The organism is Micromonospora sp. CA-248089 (genome assembly GCF_050948515.1).
Classification (GTDB): Bacteria; Actinomycetota; Actinomycetes; order Mycobacteriales; family Micromonosporaceae; genus Micromonospora.
This window is the reverse complement of the sequence record NZ_CP192016.1, coordinates 5,439,983-5,462,309: the sequence shown is the minus strand read 5'-3', so window position 1 is coordinate 5,462,309 and position 22,327 is coordinate 5,439,983. Positions and strand designations below refer to the sequence as shown.

At 73.1% G+C, this 22,327-nt stretch carries 20 protein-coding genes; 13 read left to right on the top strand and 7 right to left on the bottom strand.

Annotated features, from left to right (window positions below):
* The first annotated feature begins 7 nt into the window (after window positions 1-7).
* Window positions 8-412, top strand: coding sequence for a hypothetical protein (locus ACQP26_RS25500; RefSeq protein WP_281579839.1), 405 nt, complete (start codon window positions 8-10; stop codon window positions 410-412).
* Entirely contained in the window at window positions 405-2,741 is a 2,337-nt protein-coding gene (locus ACQP26_RS25495; protein WP_433494202.1) for a bifunctional polysaccharide deacetylase/glycosyltransferase family 2 protein, read from the top strand. The genes ACQP26_RS25500 and ACQP26_RS25495 overlap by 8 nt, the downstream gene beginning before the upstream one ends.
* A 4-nt stretch (window positions 2,742-2,745) precedes the next feature.
* Here the strand turns inward: ACQP26_RS25495 and ACQP26_RS25490 are convergent, their stop codons facing one another.
* The 5 genes from ACQP26_RS25490 to ACQP26_RS25470 all read right to left on the bottom strand — a co-directional run bounded on the left by ACQP26_RS25490 (window position 2,746) and on the right by ACQP26_RS25470 (window position 9,566).
* On the bottom strand, window positions 2,746-2,925 hold the full coding sequence (locus ACQP26_RS25490; RefSeq protein ID WP_030503218.1) for a DUF6104 family protein: 180 nt from the start codon (window positions 2,923-2,925) through the stop codon (window positions 2,746-2,748).
* Between the two features lie 69 nt (window positions 2,926-2,994).
* Entirely contained in the window at window positions 2,995-6,747 is a 3,753-nt protein-coding gene (locus tag ACQP26_RS25485; protein WP_433494201.1) for a multifunctional oxoglutarate decarboxylase/oxoglutarate dehydrogenase thiamine pyrophosphate-binding subunit/dihydrolipoyllysine-residue succinyltransferase subunit, read from the bottom strand.
* A gap of 258 nt (window positions 6,748-7,005) precedes the next feature.
* Window positions 7,006-7,833 carry an ABC transporter permease gene (locus tag ACQP26_RS25480; RefSeq protein WP_194800520.1) on the bottom strand — a complete coding sequence of 276 codons (828 nt, stop codon included), beginning with the start codon at window positions 7,831-7,833 and terminating at the stop codon, window positions 7,006-7,008.
* A complete protein-coding gene (locus ACQP26_RS25475) occupies window positions 7,830-8,771 on the bottom strand; it encodes an ABC transporter ATP-binding protein (RefSeq protein WP_433494200.1) in 942 nt (313 codons plus the stop codon). Before ACQP26_RS25475 ends, ACQP26_RS25480 begins: the two co-directional genes overlap by 4 nt.
* A gap of 138 nt (window positions 8,772-8,909) precedes the next feature.
* Window positions 8,910-9,566: a hypothetical protein gene (locus ACQP26_RS25470; protein ID WP_433496198.1), complete on the bottom strand. Its 657-nt coding sequence runs from the start codon at window positions 9,564-9,566 to the stop codon at window positions 8,910-8,912.
* 173 nt (window positions 9,567-9,739) lie between these two features.
* Here ACQP26_RS25470 and ACQP26_RS25465 point away from each other — a divergent pair, with 173 nt between their 5' ends.
* The 9 genes from ACQP26_RS25465 to ACQP26_RS25425 all read left to right on the top strand — a co-directional run bounded on the left by ACQP26_RS25465 (window position 9,740) and on the right by ACQP26_RS25425 (window position 18,780).
* The gene (locus tag ACQP26_RS25465) at window positions 9,740-10,516 is read left to right on the top strand and encodes a GNAT family N-acetyltransferase (protein WP_433494199.1); all 777 of its coding nucleotides are present in this window, start codon (window positions 9,740-9,742) and stop codon (window positions 10,514-10,516) included.
* A complete protein-coding gene (locus ACQP26_RS25460; protein ID WP_433494198.1) occupies window positions 10,513-11,394 on the top strand; it encodes a lysophospholipid acyltransferase family protein in 882 nt (293 codons plus the stop codon). The genes ACQP26_RS25465 and ACQP26_RS25460 overlap by 4 nt, the downstream gene beginning before the upstream one ends.
* 96 nt (window positions 11,395-11,490) lie before the next feature.
* Window positions 11,491-12,321: a DUF4097 family beta strand repeat-containing protein gene (locus ACQP26_RS25455; protein ID WP_269704239.1), complete on the top strand. Its 831-nt coding sequence runs from the start codon at window positions 11,491-11,493 to the stop codon at window positions 12,319-12,321.
* On the top strand, window positions 12,318-12,935 hold the full coding sequence (locus ACQP26_RS25450) for a PadR family transcriptional regulator (protein WP_269704241.1): 618 nt from the start codon (window positions 12,318-12,320) through the stop codon (window positions 12,933-12,935). The genes ACQP26_RS25455 and ACQP26_RS25450 overlap by 4 nt, the downstream gene beginning before the upstream one ends.
* 64 nt (window positions 12,936-12,999) lie before the next feature.
* Window positions 13,000-13,701 (top strand): response regulator transcription factor, encoded by a 702-nt coding sequence (locus tag ACQP26_RS25445; RefSeq protein ID WP_043328553.1) that lies wholly within the window; start codon window positions 13,000-13,002, stop codon window positions 13,699-13,701.
* The gene (locus ACQP26_RS25440) at window positions 13,698-15,254 is read left to right on the top strand and encodes a sensor histidine kinase (protein WP_281579845.1); all 1,557 of its coding nucleotides are present in this window, start codon (window positions 13,698-13,700) and stop codon (window positions 15,252-15,254) included. Before ACQP26_RS25445 ends, ACQP26_RS25440 begins: the two co-directional genes overlap by 4 nt.
* 62 nt (window positions 15,255-15,316) lie before the next feature.
* Window positions 15,317-16,777: a S1C family serine protease gene (locus ACQP26_RS25435; protein WP_281579846.1), complete on the top strand. Its 1,461-nt coding sequence runs from the start codon at window positions 15,317-15,319 to the stop codon at window positions 16,775-16,777.
* A 136-nt stretch (window positions 16,778-16,913) separates the two neighbouring features.
* A complete protein-coding gene (locus ACQP26_RS25430; RefSeq protein WP_281579847.1) occupies window positions 16,914-17,585 on the top strand; it encodes a BON domain-containing protein in 672 nt (223 codons plus the stop codon).
* Window positions 17,586-17,667: 82 nt separating this feature from the next.
* Window positions 17,668-18,780 carry a glycosyltransferase family 4 protein gene (locus tag ACQP26_RS25425; protein WP_433494197.1) on the top strand — a complete coding sequence of 371 codons (1,113 nt, stop codon included), beginning with the start codon at window positions 17,668-17,670 and terminating at the stop codon, window positions 18,778-18,780.
* Between the two features lie 4 nt (window positions 18,781-18,784).
* Here ACQP26_RS25425 and ACQP26_RS25420 read toward each other — a convergent pair whose 3' ends face one another.
* Window positions 18,785-18,964 carry a hypothetical protein gene (locus ACQP26_RS25420; protein ID WP_433494196.1) on the bottom strand — a complete coding sequence of 60 codons (180 nt, stop codon included), beginning with the start codon at window positions 18,962-18,964 and terminating at the stop codon, window positions 18,785-18,787.
* Window positions 18,918-20,270: a serine/threonine-protein kinase gene (locus ACQP26_RS25415; protein ID WP_433494195.1), complete on the bottom strand. Its 1,353-nt coding sequence runs from the start codon at window positions 20,268-20,270 to the stop codon at window positions 18,918-18,920. Before ACQP26_RS25415 ends, ACQP26_RS25420 begins: the two co-directional genes overlap by 47 nt.
* A 176-nt stretch (window positions 20,271-20,446) precedes the next feature.
* Here ACQP26_RS25415 and ACQP26_RS25410 point away from each other — a divergent pair, with 176 nt between their 5' ends.
* Window positions 20,447-21,280, top strand: coding sequence for a patatin-like phospholipase family protein (locus tag ACQP26_RS25410; protein ID WP_433494194.1), 834 nt, complete (start codon window positions 20,447-20,449; stop codon window positions 21,278-21,280).
* The gene (locus ACQP26_RS25405; RefSeq protein ID WP_433494193.1) at window positions 21,281-22,306 is read left to right on the top strand and encodes a 1-acyl-sn-glycerol-3-phosphate acyltransferase; all 1,026 of its coding nucleotides are present in this window, start codon (window positions 21,281-21,283) and stop codon (window positions 22,304-22,306) included.
* The last annotated feature ends 21 nt before the right edge of the window (window positions 22,307-22,327 follow it).

Here is a 22,327-nt window from a genome sequence, read left to right as displayed (position 1 = left end):
GGCGGGTGTGATCTACACGGTCATGGTGGGAGCCAGCTTCGCCGGCGGTCCGATCACCCCGGACAGCGTCATCCCGTTCGTCGAGCCGACCACCGAGCAGCGGCTGCCGTCGCCGAACCCGCCGGCGTCGCCCGCGCCCGCGCCGACCCGTCCCACGCCGGACACGCCCACCGACATCCGTACCGCTCCGGTGCGGGTGCCGGCCACCTCCGTCGCCCCCGCCACCACGGTCCCGCCGAGCCCTCGGTATCCCCGGCCGACCCGGACCGCCCCGACCGAGCCCCGGCCCGTCCGGACGCCGGCCACCACCGCGCCGCCCACCGCCCCCACCGCCGAGGTGCCGCCGCCCGTTGTCGACCCGCCGTCCGTCGTCGACCCGCCCGCCGCGCCGGTCGCGCCCGCCGATGAGTGACCAGGCGCCCGCGCGTCCGAACCCGCCGACAAGCGAGCAGCCCACAGTCACGCTGGACCCACGCCGGGTGCACGCCGCCCGCCGGCACCGGGCCGGGCTGCGGCCGGACGACGCGCCCACGGTCGTGCCGGCCGTCCGGCAGATCCCCGGAGCGCCGCAGATCCCCGGCCCGCGCCGGTCCCGTGGGCGGCGTTTGCTGCCCCGGCCGAGCTGGGCCCTGGTCGCCATGGTCGTGGTCGTCCTGGCCGGTCTGCTGGTCGTCGAGGCGTACACGAACGCCGCGTTCGTACCGGACAACCGGGTGACGCCCGGCAGTCAGCGGGAGGTTCCCAGCTCGGTGATCGGGGGCGGCCCGATCGTCAACGTCGGCGCGGAGGGCCGCACCCAGTCGCACCGCCTGCCGGAGGGCACCGTCGCGCTCACATTCGACGACGGACCCGACCCCCGGTGGACGCCGGAGGTGCTACGCGTCCTGGACAAGTACCAGGTCAAGGGCACCTTCTTCGTCATCGGCTCGCAGGTGGTCCGCAACCCGGAGGTGACCCGCCGGCTGGTGGCCGAGGGACACGAGCTGGGCGTGCACACGTTCACCCACCCCGACCTCGCCGCGCTGCCGGAGTGGCGGCGGGAGCTGGAGTACGCGCAGACGCAGCTCGCCGTCGCCAGCACCACAGGCGTCCGGCCGTCGCTGCTGCGCTTCCCGTACTCGTCCCGCGCGGACGCCTACACCGACCGGGACTGGCCGATGCTGCGGCACGCGGGCGAGCTGGGCTACCTCACCGTCGTCAACGACGTCGACAGCCGGGACTGGGAGCTGCCCCCGGTCGAGGAGATGGTCGCGAACGCCACGCCGGACGGGACGGCCGGCACGATCGCGCTGTGGCACGACGCGGGCGGCGACCGGTCCGGCACCGTGGCCGCGCTGGACCGGTACATCCCGGCGATGCTGGAGCGCGGGTACCGCTTCACCACGGTGAGCGAGGGACTCAACCAGACGTTCGCGGCCGCGGGTGTGTCCGGCCCGGTGGGCGGGCACACGGCGGCCACGCTCGACGAGCGGTTGCGGGGCCACGTCCTGGTCGGCGCGGTACGCGTGGCCGACGGCATGTTCGGGGTGCTCGGCGTCTTCTTCGTGCTCGTCGGGGTGCTCACCGTCGGCCGTACCCTGCTGCTGTTCGTCCTGGCCACCCGGCACGCGCGCCGTCGCCGTCGCCGCGACTGGTCCTGGGGCCCGCCGGTCACCGAACCGGTCTCGGTGATCGTGCCCGCCTACAACGAGCGGGAGGGCATCGCCGCGGCGGTGCGCTCGCTGGCCCTGGGCGACCATCCCGGCGGCATCGAGGTGGTGGTGGTCGACGACGGCTCCACCGACGGCACCGCCGACATCGTCGCGGCGCTGGGGCTGCCGAACGTCCGGGTCGTGCGCAAGCCCAACGGCGGCAAGCCGAGCGCGCTCAACACCGGCGTCGCGCTGGCCCGGCACGACCTGATCGTCATGGTCGACGGCGACACGATCTTCGAGCCGGACTCGGTCCGCCGGCTGGTCCAGCCGTTCGCCGACCCCCGGGTCGGCGTGGTCGCCGGCAACGTCAAGGTCGGCAACCGCCGCGGCCTGATCGCCAAGTGGCAGCACATCGAGTACGTCATCGGCTTCAACCTCGACCGCCGCCTCTACGAGACGCTGCGCTGCATGCCCACCGTCCCCGGAGCGATCGGCGCGTTCCGGCGCCAGGCGCTGGAGCAGGTGGGCGGCCTGACCGACGACACGCTGGCCGAGGACACCGACGTCACCATCGCCATCGGCCGCGCCGGCTGGCACATCGTGTACGAGGAGAGCGCCCGCGCCTGGACCGAGGCGCCGACCACCATCGGCCAGTTGTGGAAGCAGCGGTACCGGTGGAGCTACGGCACCATGCAGGCGATGTGGAAGCACCGGCGCTCGGTGATCGACAGCGGTCCGTCGGGCCGGTTCGGCCGGCGGTGCCTGTCGTTCCTGACGCTGTTCGGGGTGCTGCTGCCGCTGGCCGCACCGGTGATCGACCTGCTCGCGATCTACGGGCTGATCTTCCTGGACCGCAGCGACACGGTGGTGGCCTGGCTGGCGATGCTCGCGCTCCAGTTCCTCACCGCGGTGCTGGCCTTCCGGCTGGACCGGGAGAAGCTCGGCGTGCTCTGGGTGCTGCCGTTGCAGCAGTTCGTCTACCGGCAGGTGATGTACCTGGTGCTGCTCCAGGCGGTCGGCACCGCGCTGACCGGTGGCCGGCTGGGCTGGCAGAAGCTGCGGCGTACCGGAGACCTCCGGGTCGCCGGGCGGGGCGCGACCGGCTGACCCGTCAGTCGTCGTCCGGGTCGTCGAGGCGGGCCAGCCAGGTGGCGAACCGCTCGATCGGGGTCTCGAACTCCGGGTTCAGGTCGACGAAGTCACGCAGCCGCTCGCCCAGCCACTCCAGGCTGACCTGCTCGTCGCCCCGGCGCTCGACCAGCTCCTCGATGCCACGGTCGGTGAAGTACACGGTGTTCCTCTCGTCGTCGTACGGCAGCGGCCCGCCCCGGGTCGGGACGGGCCGCTGCCGGTGGTGTCGTCACGGGCGGGGGAGAGCCGCCTCGATCAGCGCGTTCTGCTCGACCTCGTGCATCTTCGCCGAACCCACCGCCGGCGCGGCGGCGGCCGGCCGGGAGATGCGGCGCAGCCGGACCTCGGGCAGGTGCTCCAGCAGGTTCAGCGCGACGAACGACCAGGCGCCCTGGTTGGCCGGCTCCTCCTGGACCCAGGCGAAGTCCTCGGCGTTCGGGTACTGCGCGAGCGCGGCCCGGACCTCCTCGACGGGCAGCGGGTAGAGCTGCTCCATCCGGATGATCGCGGTGTCCGTGACGCCCCGCTCCTGCCGGGCCTGGAACAGGTCGTAGTAGACCTTGCCCGAGCAGAGCAGCACGCGCTTGACCTGCTCCGGCGCCGGAGCCGCGGTGTCGGCCAGCACCGGCTGGAACGTGCCGGTGGTGAAGTCCTCCACCGGCGACACGCAGAGCTTGTGCCGCAGCAGCGACTTCGGCGTGAACACCACCAGCGGCTTGCGCTTGGGCGACAGGGCCTGGCGGCGCAGCAGGTGGAAGTAGTTCGCCGGGGTGGTCGGGATGGCCACCCGCATGTTGTCCTCGGCGCAGAGCTGCAGGAACCGCTCCGGGCGGCCGGAGGTGTGGTCCGGGCCCTGGCCCTCGTGGCCGTGCGGCAGCAGCAGGGTCACCGCGGAGCGCTGGCCCCACTTCACCTCGCCGGAGGAGATGAACTCGTCGATCACCGACTGGGCGCCGTTGACGAAGTCACCGAACTGGGCCTCCCAGGCGACCAGCGCGTTGATGTTCTCCACCGAGTAGCCGTACTCGAAGCCCATGGCCGCGTACTCGGAGAGCAGCGAGTCGTGGACGAAGAAGCGCGACCGCTCGCCGTCGGCGGTGAGCGACATCAGCGGCAGGTAGTCCTCGCCGGTCTTGGCGTCGACCACCGAGGCGTGCCGCTGGACGAACGTGCCGCGGCGCGAGTCCTGCCCGGCGAGCCGGACGGTGACGCCGTCGTGCAGCAGCGTGCCGAACGCGATGATCTCGGCGAAGCCCCAGTCGATGGCCCCCTCGACGGACATCTTGCGACGCCGCTCCAGCAGCTGCTGGATCCGCTTGTGCGGGGTGAAGCCCTCCGGCAGGTTGACGTGCGCCTCGCCGATCGCCTTGACCACTGCGGCGTCGGTGGCGGTGTCGACCTGCGGCTCCGGCTCCTCCTCCCGGGCCGGGCGGCTGAGCTGACGCGGCGTGGTGGCGGCGTCCCGGGTGGCCTTGAAGACCCGCTCCAGCTGCCCCTGGTAGTCGCGCAGCAGCTCCTCCGCGTCCTCCACGGTGATGTCGCCGCGCCCGATCAGCTCCTCGGTGTAGAGCTTCCGGACCGACCGCTTCGAGTCGATGATCTTGTACATCTCCGGGTTGGACATCGACGGGTCGTCACCCTCGTTGTGCCCGCGCCGGCGGTAGCAGACCATGTCGATCACGACGTCCTTGTTGAACGCCTGCCGGTACTCGAACGCGAGCCGGGCCACCCGGACCACTGCCTCCGGGTCGTCGCCGTTCACGTGGAAGATCGGCGCCTGGATCATCCGGGCCACGTCGGTGCTGTAGAGGCTGGACCGGCTGTACTCCGGGGCGGTGGTGAAGCCGACCTGGTTGTTGACGACCACGTGCACGGTGCCGCCGGTGCGGTAGCCGCGCAGCTGGGAGAGGTTGAGCGTCTCGGCGACCACACCCTGGCCGGCGAAGGCAGCGTCACCGTGCACGGCCAGCGGCAGCACGGTGTAGCCCTCCAGCTTGAGGTCGATCCGGTCCTGCTTGGCCCGGACTATGCCCTCCAGCACCGGGTCGACGGCCTCCAGGTGCGACGGGTTCGCCACCACCGACACCTTGACCGCGTGCTCGCCGTCCGGGGTGGTGAACTTGCCGTTCTGGCCGAGGTGGTACTTCACGTCGCCCGAGCCCTGCGTGGACCGCGGGTCGAGGTGTCCCTCGAACTCGGAGAAGATCTTCTCGTACGGCTTGCCGACGATGTTCGCCAGCACGTTGAGCCGGCCGCGGTGCGCCATGCCGATGACGACCTCGTCCAGACCGGCCTCGGCGGAGCACTCCAGCACCTCGCCGAGCAGCGGGATCAGCGACTCGCCGCCCTCCAGCGAGAAGCGCTTCTGGCCGACGTACTTGGTCTGCAGGAACGTCTCGAACGCCTCGGCGGCGTTGAGCCGGTTCAGCACGTGCTTCTGCTCGTCGGAGCTGGGCTTCTCGTACTTGCGCTCGACCCGCTCCTGGATCCAGCGGCGCTCCTCCGGATCCTGGATGTGCATGTACTCGATGCCGACCCGGCGGCAGTACGAGTCGCGCAGCACGCCGAGGATCGAGCGCAGCTTCATCCGCTGCTGGCCGGCGAAGCCGTTGACCGGGAAGACGCGGTCGAGATCCCACAGGGTGAGCCCGTGCTGGAGGACGTCCAGATCCGGGTGCTTGCGGATCTTGAACTCCAGCGGGTCGGTGTCGGCCATCAGGTGGCCGCGCACCCGGTACGCGTGGATCAGCTCGTGCACCCGAGCGGTCTTGTTGATCTGGCCTTCGCTGTCGACGGCCACGTCGCGCATCCAGCGCACCGGCTCGTACGGGATCCGCAGCGAGGTGAAGATGTCGTCGTAGAAGCCGCGCTCGCCGAGCAGCAGCTCGTGCATCACCTTGAGGAACTCGCCGGACTGCGCGCCCTGGATGATCCGGTGGTCGTACGTGCTGGTCAGCGTGATGACCTTGCTGACCGCGTTCTCGGCCAGGGTGGCCTCGCTCATGCCCTGGTAGGGGGCCGGGTATTCCATCGCACCGACGCCGATGATGGCGCTCTGCCCCTGCATCAGACGCGGGATCGAGTGCACCGTGCCGATGCCGCCCGGGTTGGTCAGCGAGATCGTGGTGCCGGAGTAGTCGTCCATGGTCAGCTCGTTGCGGCGGGCGCGCCGGACCACGTCCTCGTACGCCTGCCAGAACTGCCGGAAGTCCATCTGCTCGCAGCCCTTGATGGACGGCACCACCAGGTTGCGCGAGCCGTCCGGCTTGACCAGGTCGATCGCGATGCCCAGGTTGACGTGCTCCGGGCGGACCATCGCCGGCTTGCCGTCGACCTCGGCGAAGGAGTTGTTCATCTCCGGGTGCTCGACGACCGCGCGGACCAGCGCGTACCCGATCAGGTGGGTGAAGCTGACCTTGCCACCGCGACCACGGGTCAGGTGGTTGTTGATCACGATGCGGTTGTCGACGAGCAGCTTGGCCGGGACGGCGCGCACGCTGGTGGCGGTCGGGACCGACAGCGACGCGTCCATGTTCTGCACGATCTTGGCGGCGACGCCGCGAAGCGGCGTGGTGCCCGCGGCGCTCGCGGTCGGCGCCTTGGCGGCCGGCTTGGCCGGGGCGGACTTCTTCGCCGGCTCAGGCGCCTTCGCCGCCGGCTTCGCTGCGGGCTTGGCCGGGGCGGACGCCTTCGGCTCGGCCTTGGGGGCGGCCTTCGGCTCCGCCTTGGCGGGCTGCTCCTTGACGGTGGCCACTGCTTCCTGCTGCTCGGCCGGCTCCGGCTTCGCGGCCGGCTTGGCCTGCCCGTCCGGGCGCGGCGTGGCGGCGCCCGGGGCCGGCCGGTAGTCGGCGAAGAAGTCGTGCCAGGCCGAATCGACGCTCGAGGGGTCGGCGAGGTAACGCTGGTACATCTCCTCGACGATCCACTCGTTCGGGCCGAAACCCGCCAGTGGGTTCTCCTGCGAAGTCTGCTGGGTCGACACGGCCGCTAATCGCCTCTTTCACGCGGTTGTGAATGTCACGGTGGCCCCCGGTGACCCCCGGTTGCCGACGCTGGGTAAACCGATTCCAAGGCTACGCCGTGCGCTGCGCGCAGGCATTCTCGCCTCCGGCTGGTGGTCCGTTTCACAGAAGATGCCAGAAGTTCGGCAAACGCTGCGTGATCCGCCGACTCCTGCTAGACGGCGAAGGCCCCGGCCGGTGACGGGTGTCACCGGCCGGGGCCCGGCCTGACCGCGAGGTCAGGAGATGTCGCGCTTGCGGATCGTGGCCACGCCGATCGCGCCGGCCACCACCGCGTACCCGATCAGCACCAGCGCGCCCGCCCACTGCGGCGGGTTGCCCGGGATGTCGGTGTCGCCGCCCACCATGAGCCCGGAGGCCAGGGACGGGACCAGCAGCTGGAGCTTGTTGATCCAGTCGCCGTACCGCGAGGCGAGCAGGCTCAGCACGATCGCCGCACCGATCGCGCCACCCAGGTAGAACAGGATGCCGGTCACGGTGGCGCCGATCTGGCTGCGGATCAGCACGCCGAGCCCGACGCCGAGCACCGACCAGAGCAGGTAGGCCAGGCCGTTGAGCGCGATCGCCCGCCAGATCGCCCCGCTGCCGAGCTGCGAGCCGACGTCCACCGAGTTGAGGATCAGCGGCGAGATGATCAGGTTCAGCACAGTGGTGACGAGCCAGAACAGCAGCGCCAGCACGCCGGCCGCGGCCAGCTTGGCCAGCATCACCGCGGTGCGGTGCGGTGCGGTGAGGAACGTGGTGGTCACCGTCTGGTGGAAGAACTCGCTGGTCACCACCACGATGCCGAGCAGCAGCACGATGAGCAGGCCGAAGAACTGGCCGTTGGTGTAGAGGTTGGCCGCCAGGTTGTCGGCGGCCGAGATGGCCTGCAACTGGTCGGACTGCTCGGCCGGTACCTCGCCGAAGTCCCCGCCGGCCAGCGCCTCGGTCTGCAACCAGTTGAAGAACAGCGTGAGCGCCCACAGCGCCAGGCTGATCAGCCCGAAGATCCACCAGGTGCTGGTGGTACGGATCTTGAGCAGTTCGGATCGGACCAGCGTCATCGGATCTCCGCCTTTCCGGCCGTCAGCTCCAGGAAGACCCCTTCGAGGTCGGGGCGCTCGGTGGTCAGCTCGTGCAGCTCGACCTTGGCGGCCAGCGCGACGCGGCCCACGGTCGGCGCGTCCACGCCGCTGACCAGCAGCGCGCCGTGCGGGTCGGCCTCCACGGTGGCCGACTGCTCGCGCAGCGCCGCGGCCAGTTCGTCGGCCTGCGGGGTACGCACCCGCACCCGGACGTCGTGCGTCATCGACGCCATCACCTGGTCGACCGGGCCCTGCCGGACCAGCTTGCCGGCCGCGATGATCACCACGTCGTCGGCGAGCAGCTGCATCTCGGAGAGCAGGTGGCTGGAAACCAGCACCGTGCGACCCTCGGCGGCGAGCCCCTTGAGGAAACCGCGCATCCAGCGGATGCCCTCCGGGTCCAGGCCGTTGGCCGGCTCGTCCAGGATCAGTACCTGGGGGTTGCCGAGCATGGCGGCCGCGATGCCGAGCCGCTGCTTCATGCCGAGCGAGTAGCCCTTGAACTTGCGCTTCGCCGCGGGCGTGAGCCCGACCAGCGCCAGCGCCTCGTCGGCGCGCTCCTTCGGCAGGCCCGCCGCCGCGCAGATCACCCGCAGGTGGTTGATGCCGGTGCGGCCCTTGTGCGCGCTGGACGCCTCCAGCACCGCGCCGACCGTACGCAGCGGGTCGGGCAGGTCGGCGTACCGGCTGCCACCGATGGTCGCCGTGCCGGCGCTCGGCGTCACCAGGTTGAGCAGCATGCGCAGCGTGGTCGTCTTACCGGCGCCGTTCGGGCCGAGGAAGCCGGTGACCCGGCCCGGCTCGACAGTGAACGACAGGTTGTCCACCGCGCGGACGTTCTTGTATTGCTTGGTCAGGCCGGACACGATGATCTGGCCGGTCCCGACACTGGGGCGTGGCTGCCCGTCGGACATCATTCTCCTCTCCTGCCCCGGCGGGCTCGTCGCGCGCCGGTGGGGGCACCGTTGCGGGGGCACCCGGCAACAGCCTTCCAACCCGGCGCAAGGGGGTCAATCAGGCGGGACGCGTACGCGCCGTCCTCCTCAGGGAGGAGATCAACGAGCCGGCAGCGCCACCCAGGTGGCCCGGGCGCGGCCGAGCAGCGCGCCGTCCGCACCGTACAGGCTGGTGTGCACCTCGGCCCGGCGTCCCTCGGAACCGACCGCGACGCCTGTCACCACGCACTCGTCGCCGGGCCGCGGCAGCGCCGTGACCTGCGCGGCGATCCGCCCCAGCACGTACGGCCGGCCGGGCGCGAGCACCGCCCAGCCGCCCGGGCAGTCCAGCGCCGCCCACACCGTGGCGGGCACCACGGCGGCCGGCGCGCGGAACGGCGCGGCGGTCCGTCCGTCCGGCAGCGGACCGGGGAAGATCCGCAGCCCGTCCGGGTTCTCCGGGCCGCAGACGTAGCAGCGGGGGAAGGGGTGGTCCACCAGACCGGGGTACGCCCGCGCGGCCCGCGCCGCCGTCGCCGGGTCCACCGGTGGCACCAGCGCGTCGACCGGCTCGACCCGGCGTACCTCGGCGACGAGGTGACCGTCCGGGTCGCGTACCTCGCCGTCGCCCGCGGTCAGCGGGGTGTCCAGCGGCGGCGGCCGGCGCAACGTGACCTCCACCGGGCCCCGGTCGTCGATCAGCGCGGCGAAGATCCCGGCGCTCCAGCCGCCGTTGCCGGAGCCGTCCGGTCCCTGGAAGCGGGCCTCCACCAGCATGTGCACCTCCGGGTTCCCTCCGCCGGCGCCGTCGCGGGCGGTCCGCCCGGCAGCCTCGCACACGCCGGTGGCGGCCCGGCCGTCCCGGTTCGCACGCCGCCGCCGACCGGCGTTCACCGGATCGACACCCCTCGCCCCGTCCGGTGGCAACCCGGGGCACCTACACAGGAGTCATGGCCGTTCTGCACGCCGCTGGCGCACCGCTCACGACCAGCGGTTACACCCTGCTGATCGCCGACGACCCGACTCTGGTCGCGGCCGCGCAACGCCTGCGCCACGAGGTGTTCGCCGGCGAACTCGGCGCCACTCTCCCGGCCGGCGCCGCCGGGCTCGACACCGACGAGTTCGACGCGTACTGCGACCACCTGGTGGTGCTGCGCGAGGGCACCAGCGAGGTCGTCGGCACGTACCGGCTGCTGCCGCCGGGCCGCACCGACCGCCGGTACGCCGACGGCGAGTTCGACCTGAACCCGCTGGCCCCGCTCCGCGACCGGATGGTCGAGGCGGGCCGCTCCTGTGTCCACCCGGACCACCGCACCGGCGCCGTGATCAACCTGATGTGGGCCGGGATCTGCCGCTACCTGCACCTGCGCGGCTCGCGCTGGCTCGGCGGCTGCGCCTCCGTGCCGGTCGCCGACGGCGGGACCGCCGCCGCGCAGGTGTGGGCCGAGGTGACCGCCCGGCACCTCGCGCCGCCGCTGCTGCGGGTCACCCCGCGCCGGCCCTGGTTCGCGGAGGCGCCCGCCGCCGACCCCGCCGCGCTCACCCCGGCGCAACGCCGGGCGCTCGTGCCGCCGCTGCTGCGCGGCTACCTGCGGCTCGGCGCCTGGGTGGCCGGCGAGCCCGCGTACGACGCTGACTTCGGCTGCGCCGACTTCTACGTGCTGTTCTCGATGGACCGGATGAACCCGCGCTACCTGCGGCACTTCCTCGGCGAGGCCGGGTCGTGACCGCCGCGCACGCTCTCGGCGCCCCGGCCGGTTCCCGCGCCCGCAGCACCGGGGAGGGTCTGTGGCGGCCCGCCTCGGGCTGCGGGCCGGACTGTCTGCCGGCGCCCGCCGCCCCGGACGTGTCGTGGCCGCGCCGGGCCGGGCGGCTGCTCGGCGTACTCGGGATGCTCCTGGCCGGGGCGGGCCTGGCCGCACTGTTGCCGCTCCTGCCGGCGGGCCGGGGCCGGGCCGCGTCGCGCGGCTGGGCGCGGTGGACCCTGCGTACCCTCGGGGTCCGGCTGCTGCTCCGCGGCCGGGTGCCGCGCGGGCGTGCGCTGCTGGTCGCCAACCACGTCTCCTGGCTGGACATCCTGGCGGTGCTCGCAGTGTCGCCGGTCCGGATGGTGGCGAAGCGCGAGGTCCGGAGCTGGCCGCTGGTCGGCGCACTGGCCGCCGCGGCGGGCACCGTCTTCGTGGACCGGTCCCGGCCGCGTGACCTGCCGGCCACCGTCGCGCGGGTGGCCGGCGCGCTGCGGTCCGGGCGGTCGGTGGCGGTGTTCCCGGAGGGTACGACCTGGTGCGGCGCCGCTTCGGACTGCCGCCCGAGCCGTGGCTTCCGCCCGGCGATGTTCGAGGCCGCCGTGGCGGCGGGCGCTCCGGTGGTGCCGTTGCGCATCGGCTACCGGTACGCGGGTGATCCGAGCACCCTGCCCGCCTTCCTCGGTGCGGAGACGCTCGTGGCGTCGGTACGCCGGGTGCTCGCCGCCCGGGGCCTGACCGTGTCGGTGACGGTGAGCGCCGCGCTGCACCCGGCCGAGGGCGCTGATCGCCGCGCGCTGGCCCGGATCGCCGAGGCCGCCGTCCACCCGGGCGCGCGGCTCGTCGGGGACGCGACATAGTCGCGATAGTGTCTTGTTCAGTCGCGATGTATCGCGTTATGCTCCTCGCAACACCGGGTGTGCCGTGGGTCGGCACGCCGACGAGGGGAGCGTGTCATGGCCAACTGGACGGTCGAGAGCCCGCAGCGGATCACCGTGGACGAGCCGATCACCCGGCTCGACGCCGAGCTGATCAGCGGCCGGCTGAACGTGGTCGGCGCCGACGGACCGGCCCGGGTCGACGTGACCCGGATCAGCAGCCGGCCGCTCCTCGTCGAGGTGCGCGACGGGCGGCTGACGATCCGGCACAAGCGCAAGCCCGGCCTGCTCGGCATCTTCTCCTGGTTCGGCAACCGGATCCGGGCCGAGGTGTCCGTCGCCGTTCCGCCGGACGTGCTGGCCACCCTGTCGGTAGTCAGCGGCGCGCTCGTCGCGTCCGGGCTGCGCCGGGAGACCCGGGTCGACGTCACCTCCGGCCAGGTCACGCTGCGCGGGCTGCGGGGGCGGACGAGCGCGAAGGTCATCTCCGGGCCGGTCGAGGCGCTCGGCATCGGCGGCGACCTGGACCTGGAGACGGTCTCCGGTGAGCTGATCCTGGCCGACAGCGCGCCCGAGCGGGTCCGCGCCCACGCCGTCTCCGGCTCGATCACCTGCGACCTGGACAACCCGCGCGGCAGCGAGATTCGGCTCAGCGCCATCTCCGGCAGCATCACCGTGCGGGTCCGTGAGGACAGCGACCTCACCGTGCACCTGCACACCACCTCCGGCAAGATCACCAGCGGCTTCCCGCAGGTGGACAGCGGTGGACGCGGGATCGGCTCGATCAAGGACAGCCACGGTGTGCTCGGCGGGGGTGCGGGTAGGCTCTGGGCCTCCGCGACCTCCGGCAGCATCGCGCTGCTCGCCCGCCCGGTCGCGCCCGTCGACCATGTGGAGGACGTGCCGTGACCGCGGTGTTCAGCCACGGCCGGCTCCGGCTCTACCTGCTGAAGCTGCTCGACGACGGTCCGAAGCACGGCTACGAGCTGATCCGTCTGCTGGAGGAGCGCTTCCTCGGCCTGTACGCACCAAGCGCCGGCACCATCTACCCGCGCCTGCAACGGCTGGAGGCGGAAGGGCTGGTCACGCACACCGCAGCGGGCGGACGCAAGGTCTACGAGATCACCGAGGCGGGCCGCGCCGAACTGCGGCAGCGCGCCGACGAGCTGTCGACGCTGGAGAGCGACATCGGCGCCGCCGTCGAGGACCTCTCCGCGCTGGCCGGGGAGATCCGCACCGAGGTACGCGGATCGGTGCGCGACCTGAAGCGGGAGCTGCGCGAGGTGGCCCGCCAGACCCGGCAGGGCGGCTGGACGGCGTCCACCGCCCGCCCGGCGAGCGGCGAGGGCCCGGCCCGCCCGGACGACTCGCCGCTGCTCGCCGACTTCGACAAGCGGCTGGCCGCGTTCACGGTCGAGGTCGGGGCGCTGGTCCGGGCCCGGCGGCTGAGCGACAACCAGCTCCGTACCGCGATCCGGCTGCTCGACGGCGCGCTGGAGGGCCTGCGGCGACTGCTCCGCTGATCTCACAGGTTGTTTCCAGGGAGCACCCAGCGCGGCCGCAGCCGGAGCGCGGATGATGGGTGACATGGCGGCTACCCAGACCGAGGCTCGGCTTCTCGTCGTCGAGGACGACCCCAACATCCTCGAACTGCTCTCCGCGAGCCTGCGCTTCGCGGGCTTCGACGTGGCCACCGCGACCAGCGGCAGTGCCGCGCTGAACGCCGCCAAGGACCACCGGCCCGACCTGGTGGTGCTCGACGTGATGCTGCCCGACCTGGACGGCTTCGAGGTCATCCGGATGCTGCGCGAGGGCGGTACGCGTACCCCGGTGGTCTTCCTGACCGCGCGGGACGCCACCGACGACAAGATCCGTGGGCTCACCCTGGGCGGCGACGACTACGTCACCAAGCCGTTCAGCCTGGAGGAGCTGACCGCCCGGATCCGGGCCGTGCTGCGGCGTACCGCGACCGGCGACCAGACTCCCTCCCGGCTCACCTTCGCCGACCTGGAACTGGACGAGGAGACCCACGAGGTGCACCGGGCCGGCCAGCGCGTACAGCTGTCGCCGACCGAGTTCAAGCTGCTGCGCTACCTGATGCTCAACGCCAACCGGGTGCTCAGCAAGGCGCAGATCCTCGACCACGTCTGGAACTACGACTTCCGGGGTGACGACAACATCGTCGAGTCCTACATCTCGTACCTGCGGCGCAAGGTCGACAACACCCAGCCCCGGCTGATCCACACGCTCCGGGGAGTGGGATACGTGCTCCGCAAGCCGGCGGCGTGAACGTCGTCCACGACGCGAAGGGCAGGCTGCGTAGCGTCCCGCTCCGGCTGAAGCTCGTCGCCGCGGTCCTCGCGCTCGTGGCTGTGGCGCTGGTGGTGATCAGCGGTCTGACGGCGTTCCTGCTGCGGAACTACCTGATCGGGCAGGCGGACGACCAGCTCCGCGGCGGCGCGTACACGGTGGCCAACACGCTCGACAGGGCCGGCGGCGGCCCGATCAAGATCACCATTCCGTCGGACTACGTGGCGTCCACCGTGGCGCCCGGCGAGTTGCCCGATGAGCCGAGGCGCTACGAGGGCCTGCGCGACGAGGAACTGCCCCGGTTCCCCGCCGACTACGCGGGCTACCAGGAGCGGGTGGGCGACCCGTTCACCGTGCGCTCCGAGGACGGCCGCAGCCGGTGGCGGATGCTCTACACCGCCCTGCCCGACGGGCGGATCATCGCGTTCGGGCAGCACCTCACCGGCATCGACTCCGCGGTCGGCCGGCTGGTGTGGATAGACCTCCTGGTCGGTGGCGCGGTGCTGATCTCGCTGGCGTCCGTCGGCGCCGGGATCGTGCGTACCAGCCTGAAGCCGCTGGTGGAGATAGAGCGTACGGCGGCCGCCATCGCCGGCGGTGACCTGACCCGGCGGGTGCCCGACCCGGAGGAGGGGCGGTCGTGCCCGACCTCTGAGCTGGGCCGCCTGTCCCGGGCGCTCAACGCCATGCTGGCCCAGATCGAGGCCGCGTTCACCGCGCGGGCCGCCTCCGAGGCGGCGGCGCGCAGCGCCGAGATGGGCGCGCGGGACGCCGCCGCGTATGCGCAGGCGTCGGAGGCGCGGGCCCGCCGGTCCGAGGAGCGGATGCGGCAGTTCATCGCCGACGCCTCGCACGAGCTGCGCACGCCGCTGACCACCATCCGGGGCTTCGCCGAGCTGTACCGGCAGGGCGCGGCGCGGGCGCCGGAGCAGACCGCCGACCTGCTGCGCCGCATCGAGGACGAGGCGTCCCGGATGGGTCTGCTGGTGGAGGACCTGCTGCTGCTGGCGCGGATGGACCGGGAACGGCCGATCGCGCTGGCCCCGGTCGAGCTGCCGGTGCTGGCCTCGGACGCGGTGGAGGCGGCCCGGGTGGTCGCCCCGGACCGGCGGATCGAGCTGGAGCGGGAGCCGGGCGCCGGCCCGCTGGTGGTGCTCGGCGACGACGCGCGCCTGCGTCAGGTGATCGGCAACCTGATGACGAACGCGCTCACCCACACCCCGCCGGACGCGTCGGTGACGCTGCGGCTGCGGGCGGAGGCGGGCAACCTCGCCGTGGTGGAGGTGGCGGACACCGGTCCCGGGCTCACCCCGGAGCAGGCCGAGCGGGTCTTCGAGCGGTTCTACCGGGTGGACGCCGCGCGTACCCGCCGGGCCGGCGGACCGATCAGCACCGGCCTCGGCCTGGCCATCGTGGCGGCGCTCGTCGCCGCGCACCACGGCACCGTCGAGGTGGCGGAGACGCCGGGCGGCGGGGCGACGTTCCGGGTGAAGCTGCCGCTGCTGCCGGAGGCGCCCGAGCCGGGCGAGTGACATTCAGAAAACTTCCAGGCGGATTCCAGGCTGGTGACAGTGCTACGGGGAAAGCTGGTGACATGACCGACCACGAGACCGATCCGCAGCGGTCGCCGGCCCCCGCCGACGCCGAGCCGTCGCACCACACCGCCGAGCTGCCCCGCGTCGAGAGCGGGACGTCGGACTCCTCCAGCAACCCGGCCGCGGCGTCGGTTCCGGCCGACTCCCCGGCCGCCGGAACCAGCACGCCCGCCGGGCCGTACCCGCCGCAGCCGGCGACGCCGTCCGCGCCGCCGTATCCGGCCTCGGGGCAGCCGCACCCCTGGTACGGGCAGCAGCAGGGCGGCTGGAACCAGCAGGCCACCTCGGGCTACCCGTCCACCCAGCACGGCGGGCCGGTCCCGTCGTACCAGGCTCAGCCGTACCAGACGCAGCAGGGCTACCAGTCGTACCAGCCCGGGCAGCCGATGCCGCAGTGGGGCCAGCAGCAGCCGCCGCGGCCCAGCCGGGCCGGGAAGATCGTCGGCGCGGGCGCGCTGGCACTGGCGCTGATGTTCGGCTCCGGCGTGGCGGGTGGCGCCCTCGCTCTCGGGCTCAACGGGGACGGGCCCACCCGCACCTACTCGGCCGCTCCGGTGATCAACAGCGCCGACCTGCCCAAGATCGCGGCCTCCGTCCAGGACAGCATCGTCACGATCATGACGGGCAGCGGTGAGGGCTCCGGGGTGATCCTCAGCGCCGACGGGTTCGTGCTCACCAACAACCACGTGGTCGCCGGCGGCGGCGACACCGTCCGCGTGGTCTTCGCCAACGGCAAGAGCGCCTCCGCGAAGGTCGTCGGCACCGACCCGAAGACCGACCTGGCGGTGGTCCAGGCCAGCGGCGTCAGCGACCTGAAGGCGGCCAAGTTCGGCGACAGCGACGCCATGCAGGTCGGTGACCAGGTGCTCGCCCTGGGCAGCCCGCTCGGCCTCCAGGGCTCGGTCACCGCCGGCATCCTCAGCGCCCGCGACCGCACCATCCAGGCGGGCGGCGGCCAGCAGCAGAACCCGCAGCAGGGCGCGAGCTCGATCTCCGGCCTCCTGCAGACCGACGCCCCGATCAACCCGGGCAACTCCGGCGGCGCGCTGGTGAACACCCGGGGTGAGGTCATCGGCATCAACACCGCCATCGCCACCGCCGGACAGGGCAGCACCGGGAACATCGGCGTGGGCTTCGCCATCCCGAGCAACAAGGCCAAGGACGTGGCCGAGAAGCTCCAGCGCGGCGAGAAGATCAGCCACCCCTCGCTCGGGGTGAGCGTGAACGGCGCCGAGGACGGCGGAGCGCTCGTCGCCGCCGTCACGCCCGGCAGCCCCGCCGAGAAGGCCGGGCTCCAGCGCGGCGACGTGATCACCAAGTTCGGCGACAAGGTGATCAACGATTCGAACGACCTGGTCGGCGCCGTGCAGGCCGGCAAGGTCGGTGACCGGGTCGAGGTGCAGTACAAGCGAAACGGATCCAGCGAGAGCGCAACCGTGACGCTCGCCGAGACGTCGTAGTCCCGAGGACCTGCCTCCCTCCTGGGCGGCGGGTGACGGAGCCAAGGGGGTTGGCTCCGTCACCCGCCGCCCCTCCTCGTTTTCTCACCCGGTGCGGGTGAGCGCGCCTCACCCGCACCGTGGGCAGGCTCGGGGCATGACGACCACGTCCGCCGTGCGTACCGACCAGGAGATCCAGCGCGACGTCCTCGCCGAACTGGACTGGGACGCGCAGACCCGCGCCACCGAGGTCGGCGTGACGGTCTCGCGGGGCGTCGTCACGCTCACCGGCCAGGTGGACAGCTACGCCCGGCGCTGGGCCGTCGAGCGCTGCGCCCACCGGGTACGCGGCGTCCGGGCGGTCGCCAGTGACCTGGCCGTCGACCTGCCCGCCACGGACCTGCGTACCGACGCGGACATCGCGATCGCGGCAGGCCGGGCGCTGGAGTGGGACAGCTTCGTGCCCGCCGAGCGGCTGGACGTGACGGTGGCCGACGGCTGGGTGATGCTCCGGGGCGAGGTCGAGTTCGGCTTCCAGCGCCGTACCGCCGAGCGGGAACTGCGCCGGCTGCGGGGCGTACGCGGGGTGACGAACCTGGTCGAGGTGCGGCCCCCGGCTCCGCCGAGCGACGAGCAGAGGCGGCTCGACCTGCGCGCCCTGCTGCTGCGGCGCACCGGGACCGATCGGATCGACGCCCGGGTCGACGGGGACACGGTGGTGCTCGACGGCGCGGTGAGCGCCTGGTGGCAGCGGGAGGACGCGGAACGGGCCGCCTGGGCGCTGCCCGGCGTACGGGAGGTGCACGTCGGGATCGTGGTGTCCGGCTGACCGGGTGTCGTTTACCGAGGGCCGGGCCGGGAACCCGCGCGCAGCGGGGTACGCCGGGGACCGACGGGGAGGACTCGTGGCCGTGAACCAGCAGTCCCCGGAGCGCGCCCGGGCCGGGCCGCTGCGGATCGCCATGGTGGTGCCGCCGTGGCTGTCGGTGCCGCCGCCCGGCTACGGCGGGCTGGAGACAGTGGTGGCGGGCCTCGTCGACGCGCTCGTCGACAGGGGACACCGCGTCACGCTGTTCGGCGCCGGGACCGAACACGGCACCGCCGCCGACTTCGTCTCCACCTGCGACGACCTCCAGTACGAGCGGATGGGCGAGTCGCTGCCCGAACTGGCGCATCTCGCTCACGTGGACCGCCTGGTCGACCCGGCCGCCTTCGACCTGATCCACGACCACACCACGATCGGCCCGCTGGTGGCCGGCCGCCGCCGGGTGCCCACCGTGGCCACCGTGCACGGCAACCCGGTCGGGGAGTACGGCACGGTGCTCGGCAACACCGACCGGGGGGTGGGGCTGGTCGCGATCTCGCACACCCAGCGCCGGGCCAACCCGGGTCTGCCCTGGGCCGGCACGGTGCACAACGCGATGCCGCTGCGGGACATCCCCCGCAAGCGCAGCCCCGGCGCGGGCCCGGTGCTCTGGCTGGCCCGGTTCAGCCCGGACAAGGGCCCGGACGTGGCGATCGCGGCCTGCCGCGCGGCCGGGTTGCCGCTCACGCTCGCGGGCAAGAGCAACGAACCGGCCGAGCGCCGCTACCTGGAACAGGTGGTCCGGCCGCTGCTCGGCGACGACGTGACACTCGTGGTGAACGCGGACCGGGCGACGGCGTTGCGGCTGCTGCTGGACGCGCGTTGCCTGATCATGCCGATCCAGTGGGCGGAGCCGTTCGGCATGGTGATGGTGGAGGCGATGGCGACCGGTACACCGGTGGTGGCGCTGGGCCGCGGCGCGGTGCCGGAGCTGGTCCGCGACGGGGTCACCGGTTTCGTCTGCGAGCACCCCGGCGAGCTGCCGGCGGCGTTGCGGGCGGCGGCTGACCTGGACCCGGCGGACTGCGTGGCGCACGTGGGGGAGAACTTCTCGGTGGAGCGGATGGCCGCCGACTACGAGGCTGTCTACCGGGGCTTCCTCGCCGCGCGGGCGCCCGCACGGGCACCCCTGGCGGTGGCGCCGGCCGTCGCCGGGTGAGCCGTCAGGTCTGCCCGGCCACGAGTTCCGCCGCGGCGGCGTCGAGTCGCCGCGCGTACCCGGGGCTGATGCTGCCCTCGCGGCGACGCTCGTCGATCTTGCCGCGGAGCCGGTCCACGGCGGCGGTCACCTCGCCCTCACCGCTCGCGGCGACCGCGTTGCGCAGCAGGTTGCGCAGGTCCACCCCGACGTCCTCGCGGATCTGGCCCTCCGTCAGCCCGTCCTCGATCAGCCCGTCCACCCGTTCGGCGGCGTCGGCCTGACCGGCGCCCGGCGGGCGGGCGCCGCCGGTCGGCGGCACCGACGTCGGCGCGGCCGGCGACGTGGTGGCCGGCGTCTCGGTCACCGGCGGCTCGGCGGGCGTCGGTTGCACCGGCCCGGCGGTCGGCAGCACTCGGGGGTCGGCGGGCCGGTCCGGCGTCAGCGCGGGCGCCAGCAGCGCCGCGGCGGCGACCACTGCCACGCCGACGGCCGCCACCGTGAGGGTGCGGCGCCGCCCGGCCCGGCTGCCGGAACCGGCTGCGCGGCGGGGACGGGCTCCGGGGCGGGACCGGCCCCGGCGGCGCGGCTGCGGCGGCCGGTTCCGGGCCGGCCGGCGGCGAGGTCAGAGCGGGCAGCGTCATGGTCGGCGCCAGCATGGTGGCGGCCTGCGGGTCCGCCGGCAGCATCTGGTCGCGCAGCACGGCAGCCACCCGGTGCGCGGTGGGCCGGCGACGCGGGTCGCGGGCCAGGCACCGCAGGCAGATCTCCGCGACCGGCCGGGGCAGCCCCGGTACGTCGTCCAGCGTGGGTTCCGGACTGTCCGCGAGCGCCGCGCTCAGTTGCTCCCAGGTCTCCGCCGGGTACGGCGGCTGCCCGGTCAGCGTCTCGAACAGCAGCACGCCCAGCGAGTACACGTCGGTGGCCGGCTGGGCGGGCGCCCCGTCGAGCCGTTCCGGGGCCACGTACGCCGGGGTGCCGAACGTGCCGCCGTCCTCGTCGTCGTCCGGCGTGCCGATCCGGGTGGCGATGCCGAAGTCGAGCACCTTCGCGCCGGTGCCGGTCATCATGACGTTCGCCGGTGTGACGTCGCGGTGCACGATGCCGAGCCGGTGTGCCGCGGCCAGCGCCTCGGCCACCTGCGCGCCCGTCTCCACCGCCACCGGCCAGGGCAGCGGCCCCTGGGTGAGCCGGTGCTCCAGCTCCTCGCCGCTGAGCAGCTCCATCACCACGAACGAGGTGATCGAGCCGTCCGGGGCCACCGTCTCGCCGTAGTCGTGCACGGCGGTGACGTGCGGATGGTCGAGCTGGGCGGCCGAGCGGGCCTCCTCGCGCACCATGTCGCGGAACCGCGCGTCGGCGGCGAGCGAGGGGGCGAGCACCTTCACCGCCACCACCCGGTCGAGCACCTCGTCGCGGGCACGCCAGATCACCGACATGCCACCGGCACCGATCCGGTCGATGAGCCGGTACCGCCGGGCCAGCAGACGGCCGGCCTGGAGTGTCGCCATCAGCTCGCACCTGCCTGTGCTCGGGAGCGCTATCAGGTTCCGTGAATGTGTCTTACGTGTCAACAGTCCGCGCGGCGCCAATCGCGCGGCGCACATCCACGATGGCTCCCCGTCACCGCCGGGAGCGGCGGGGACGTCCGCCCGGCCGGTTGTGGGCCGCGTGCCAGGATGAACGCATGGCAGCAGGTCCGGTGGCGTTCGTGCTCGGCGGCGGGGGAGTGCTCGGCGCGGTCGAGGTGGGCATGCTGCGTGCGCTGTTCCGCGCCCGGATCACACCCGATCTGGTGCTCGGTACGTCGATCGGCGCGGTCAACGGCGCCCTGGTCGCCGCCGACCCGACCGAGGCGGTCACCGACCGGCTGGTCCGGCTCTGGGCCTCGCCCGAGGCCAGCGAGGTGTACGGCGACTCGGTCGCCCGGCAGTTGCGCCGATTCGCCGCCCGCACCCACCTGCACTCGCCCCGCCCGCTGTACCGCCTGCTGGAGAGCACGCTGGGCGAGGAGACCACCTTCGCCGACCTGGCGGTGCCGTTCCGCTGCTGCGCCGCGAACATCGAGCGCGCCGCCGAGTACTGGTTCCACAGCGGACCACTGGTGCCGGCGGTGCTCGCCTCCGCCTCGGTACCCGGGCTGCTGCCCCCGACCCAGATCGACGGCCAGCACTACATCGACGGCGGGGTGGTCAACTCGATCCCGGTCGGCGAGGCGGTGGCGCTCGGCGCGAAGCAGATCTTCGTGCTCCAGGTGGGCCGGATAGAACGCGAGCTGAGCCCGCCACGCCGCCCCTGGGAGATCGCCCAGGTGGCGTTCGAGATCGCCCGCCGGCACCGGTTCGCGCGGGAGATGGCGGCGCTGCCCGAGGACGTGGAGGTGCACGTGCTGCCCACCGGCGGGCTGGAGCCGCGCGACGACAGCCCGTGGGCGTACCGGGACACGGCGGCGGTGGGCCGGCGGATCAGTCGCGCGTACACTGCGTCGCGCCGATACCTGGACACCGCGCTGGAGCGCTGAATGCCGCTGCCACCCCGCTGGCTCCGCCGGCTGGTGCTCGCCCCTGGCGTGGTGCTGCTCGCCTTCTTCGTGGTGACCACGCTGCCGGCCTGGGCGCTGCTGGCGCTCGCCGCGTCTCCGCTGGTGCCGGGGCGGCTGCGCCCGCTGCGACTGCTCTGGATCGGCACCGTCTACCTGGTCTGGGACGCCGCCGCGCTGCTCGCGCTGTTCCTGCTGTGGCTGGCCTCGGGCTTCGGCGCGTACAAGCGCGCACCGGCGTTCCAGCGGGCCCACTACGTGCTGGCCGGCTGGTTCCTGCGGATCATGTTCTGGCAGGCCCGGTGGACGCTGCGGCTGAGCATCGACGTGGTCGGCACCGACCCGGACACCGCCCTGCCGGGCCGCCCCGAACTGGTGGTGTGCCGGCACGCCGGGCCCGGTGACTCGTTCATCCTGATCCACGCGCTGGTGAACTGGTTCAACCGGGAACCCCGGATCGTGCTCAAGGAGACCCTCCAGTGGGATCCGGCGATCGACGTGCTGCTCAACCGGCTGCCCAACCGGTTCATCGCGGCCGGGCCGGACGGGCGGGAGTCGGTGGTGCGGCAGATCGGCCACCTGGCCACCGGCCTGGACGACGACGACGCCTTCGTGATCTTCCCGGAGGGGGGAAACTTCACCCCGTCCCGGCGGCTGCGCGCGATCGACCGGCTCCGCGGGCTCGGGCTGGAGCGGATGGCGCGGCGGGCCGAGCGGATGCGGCACGTGCTCGCCCCGCAGCCCGGCGGGCTGCTCGCCGCGCTGGACGCCGCGCCGGACGCCGGAGTGATCTTCGTGGCGCACACCGGTCTGGACCAGATGCTCACCGTCGCCGACGTGTGGCGCGAACTGCCGATGGACAAGCGGATCGTGATGCGGTTCTGGTCGGTGCCGCCGGAGGAGATCCCGGCCGGCAAGCAGGAACGCGTCGACTGGCTGTTCGACTGGTGGGCCCGCATCGACACGTGGATCGCCGCCAACCGCAACGGCGCGGCCGACGACGCCTGAGCGGAATCGCCGCGCGTGTTC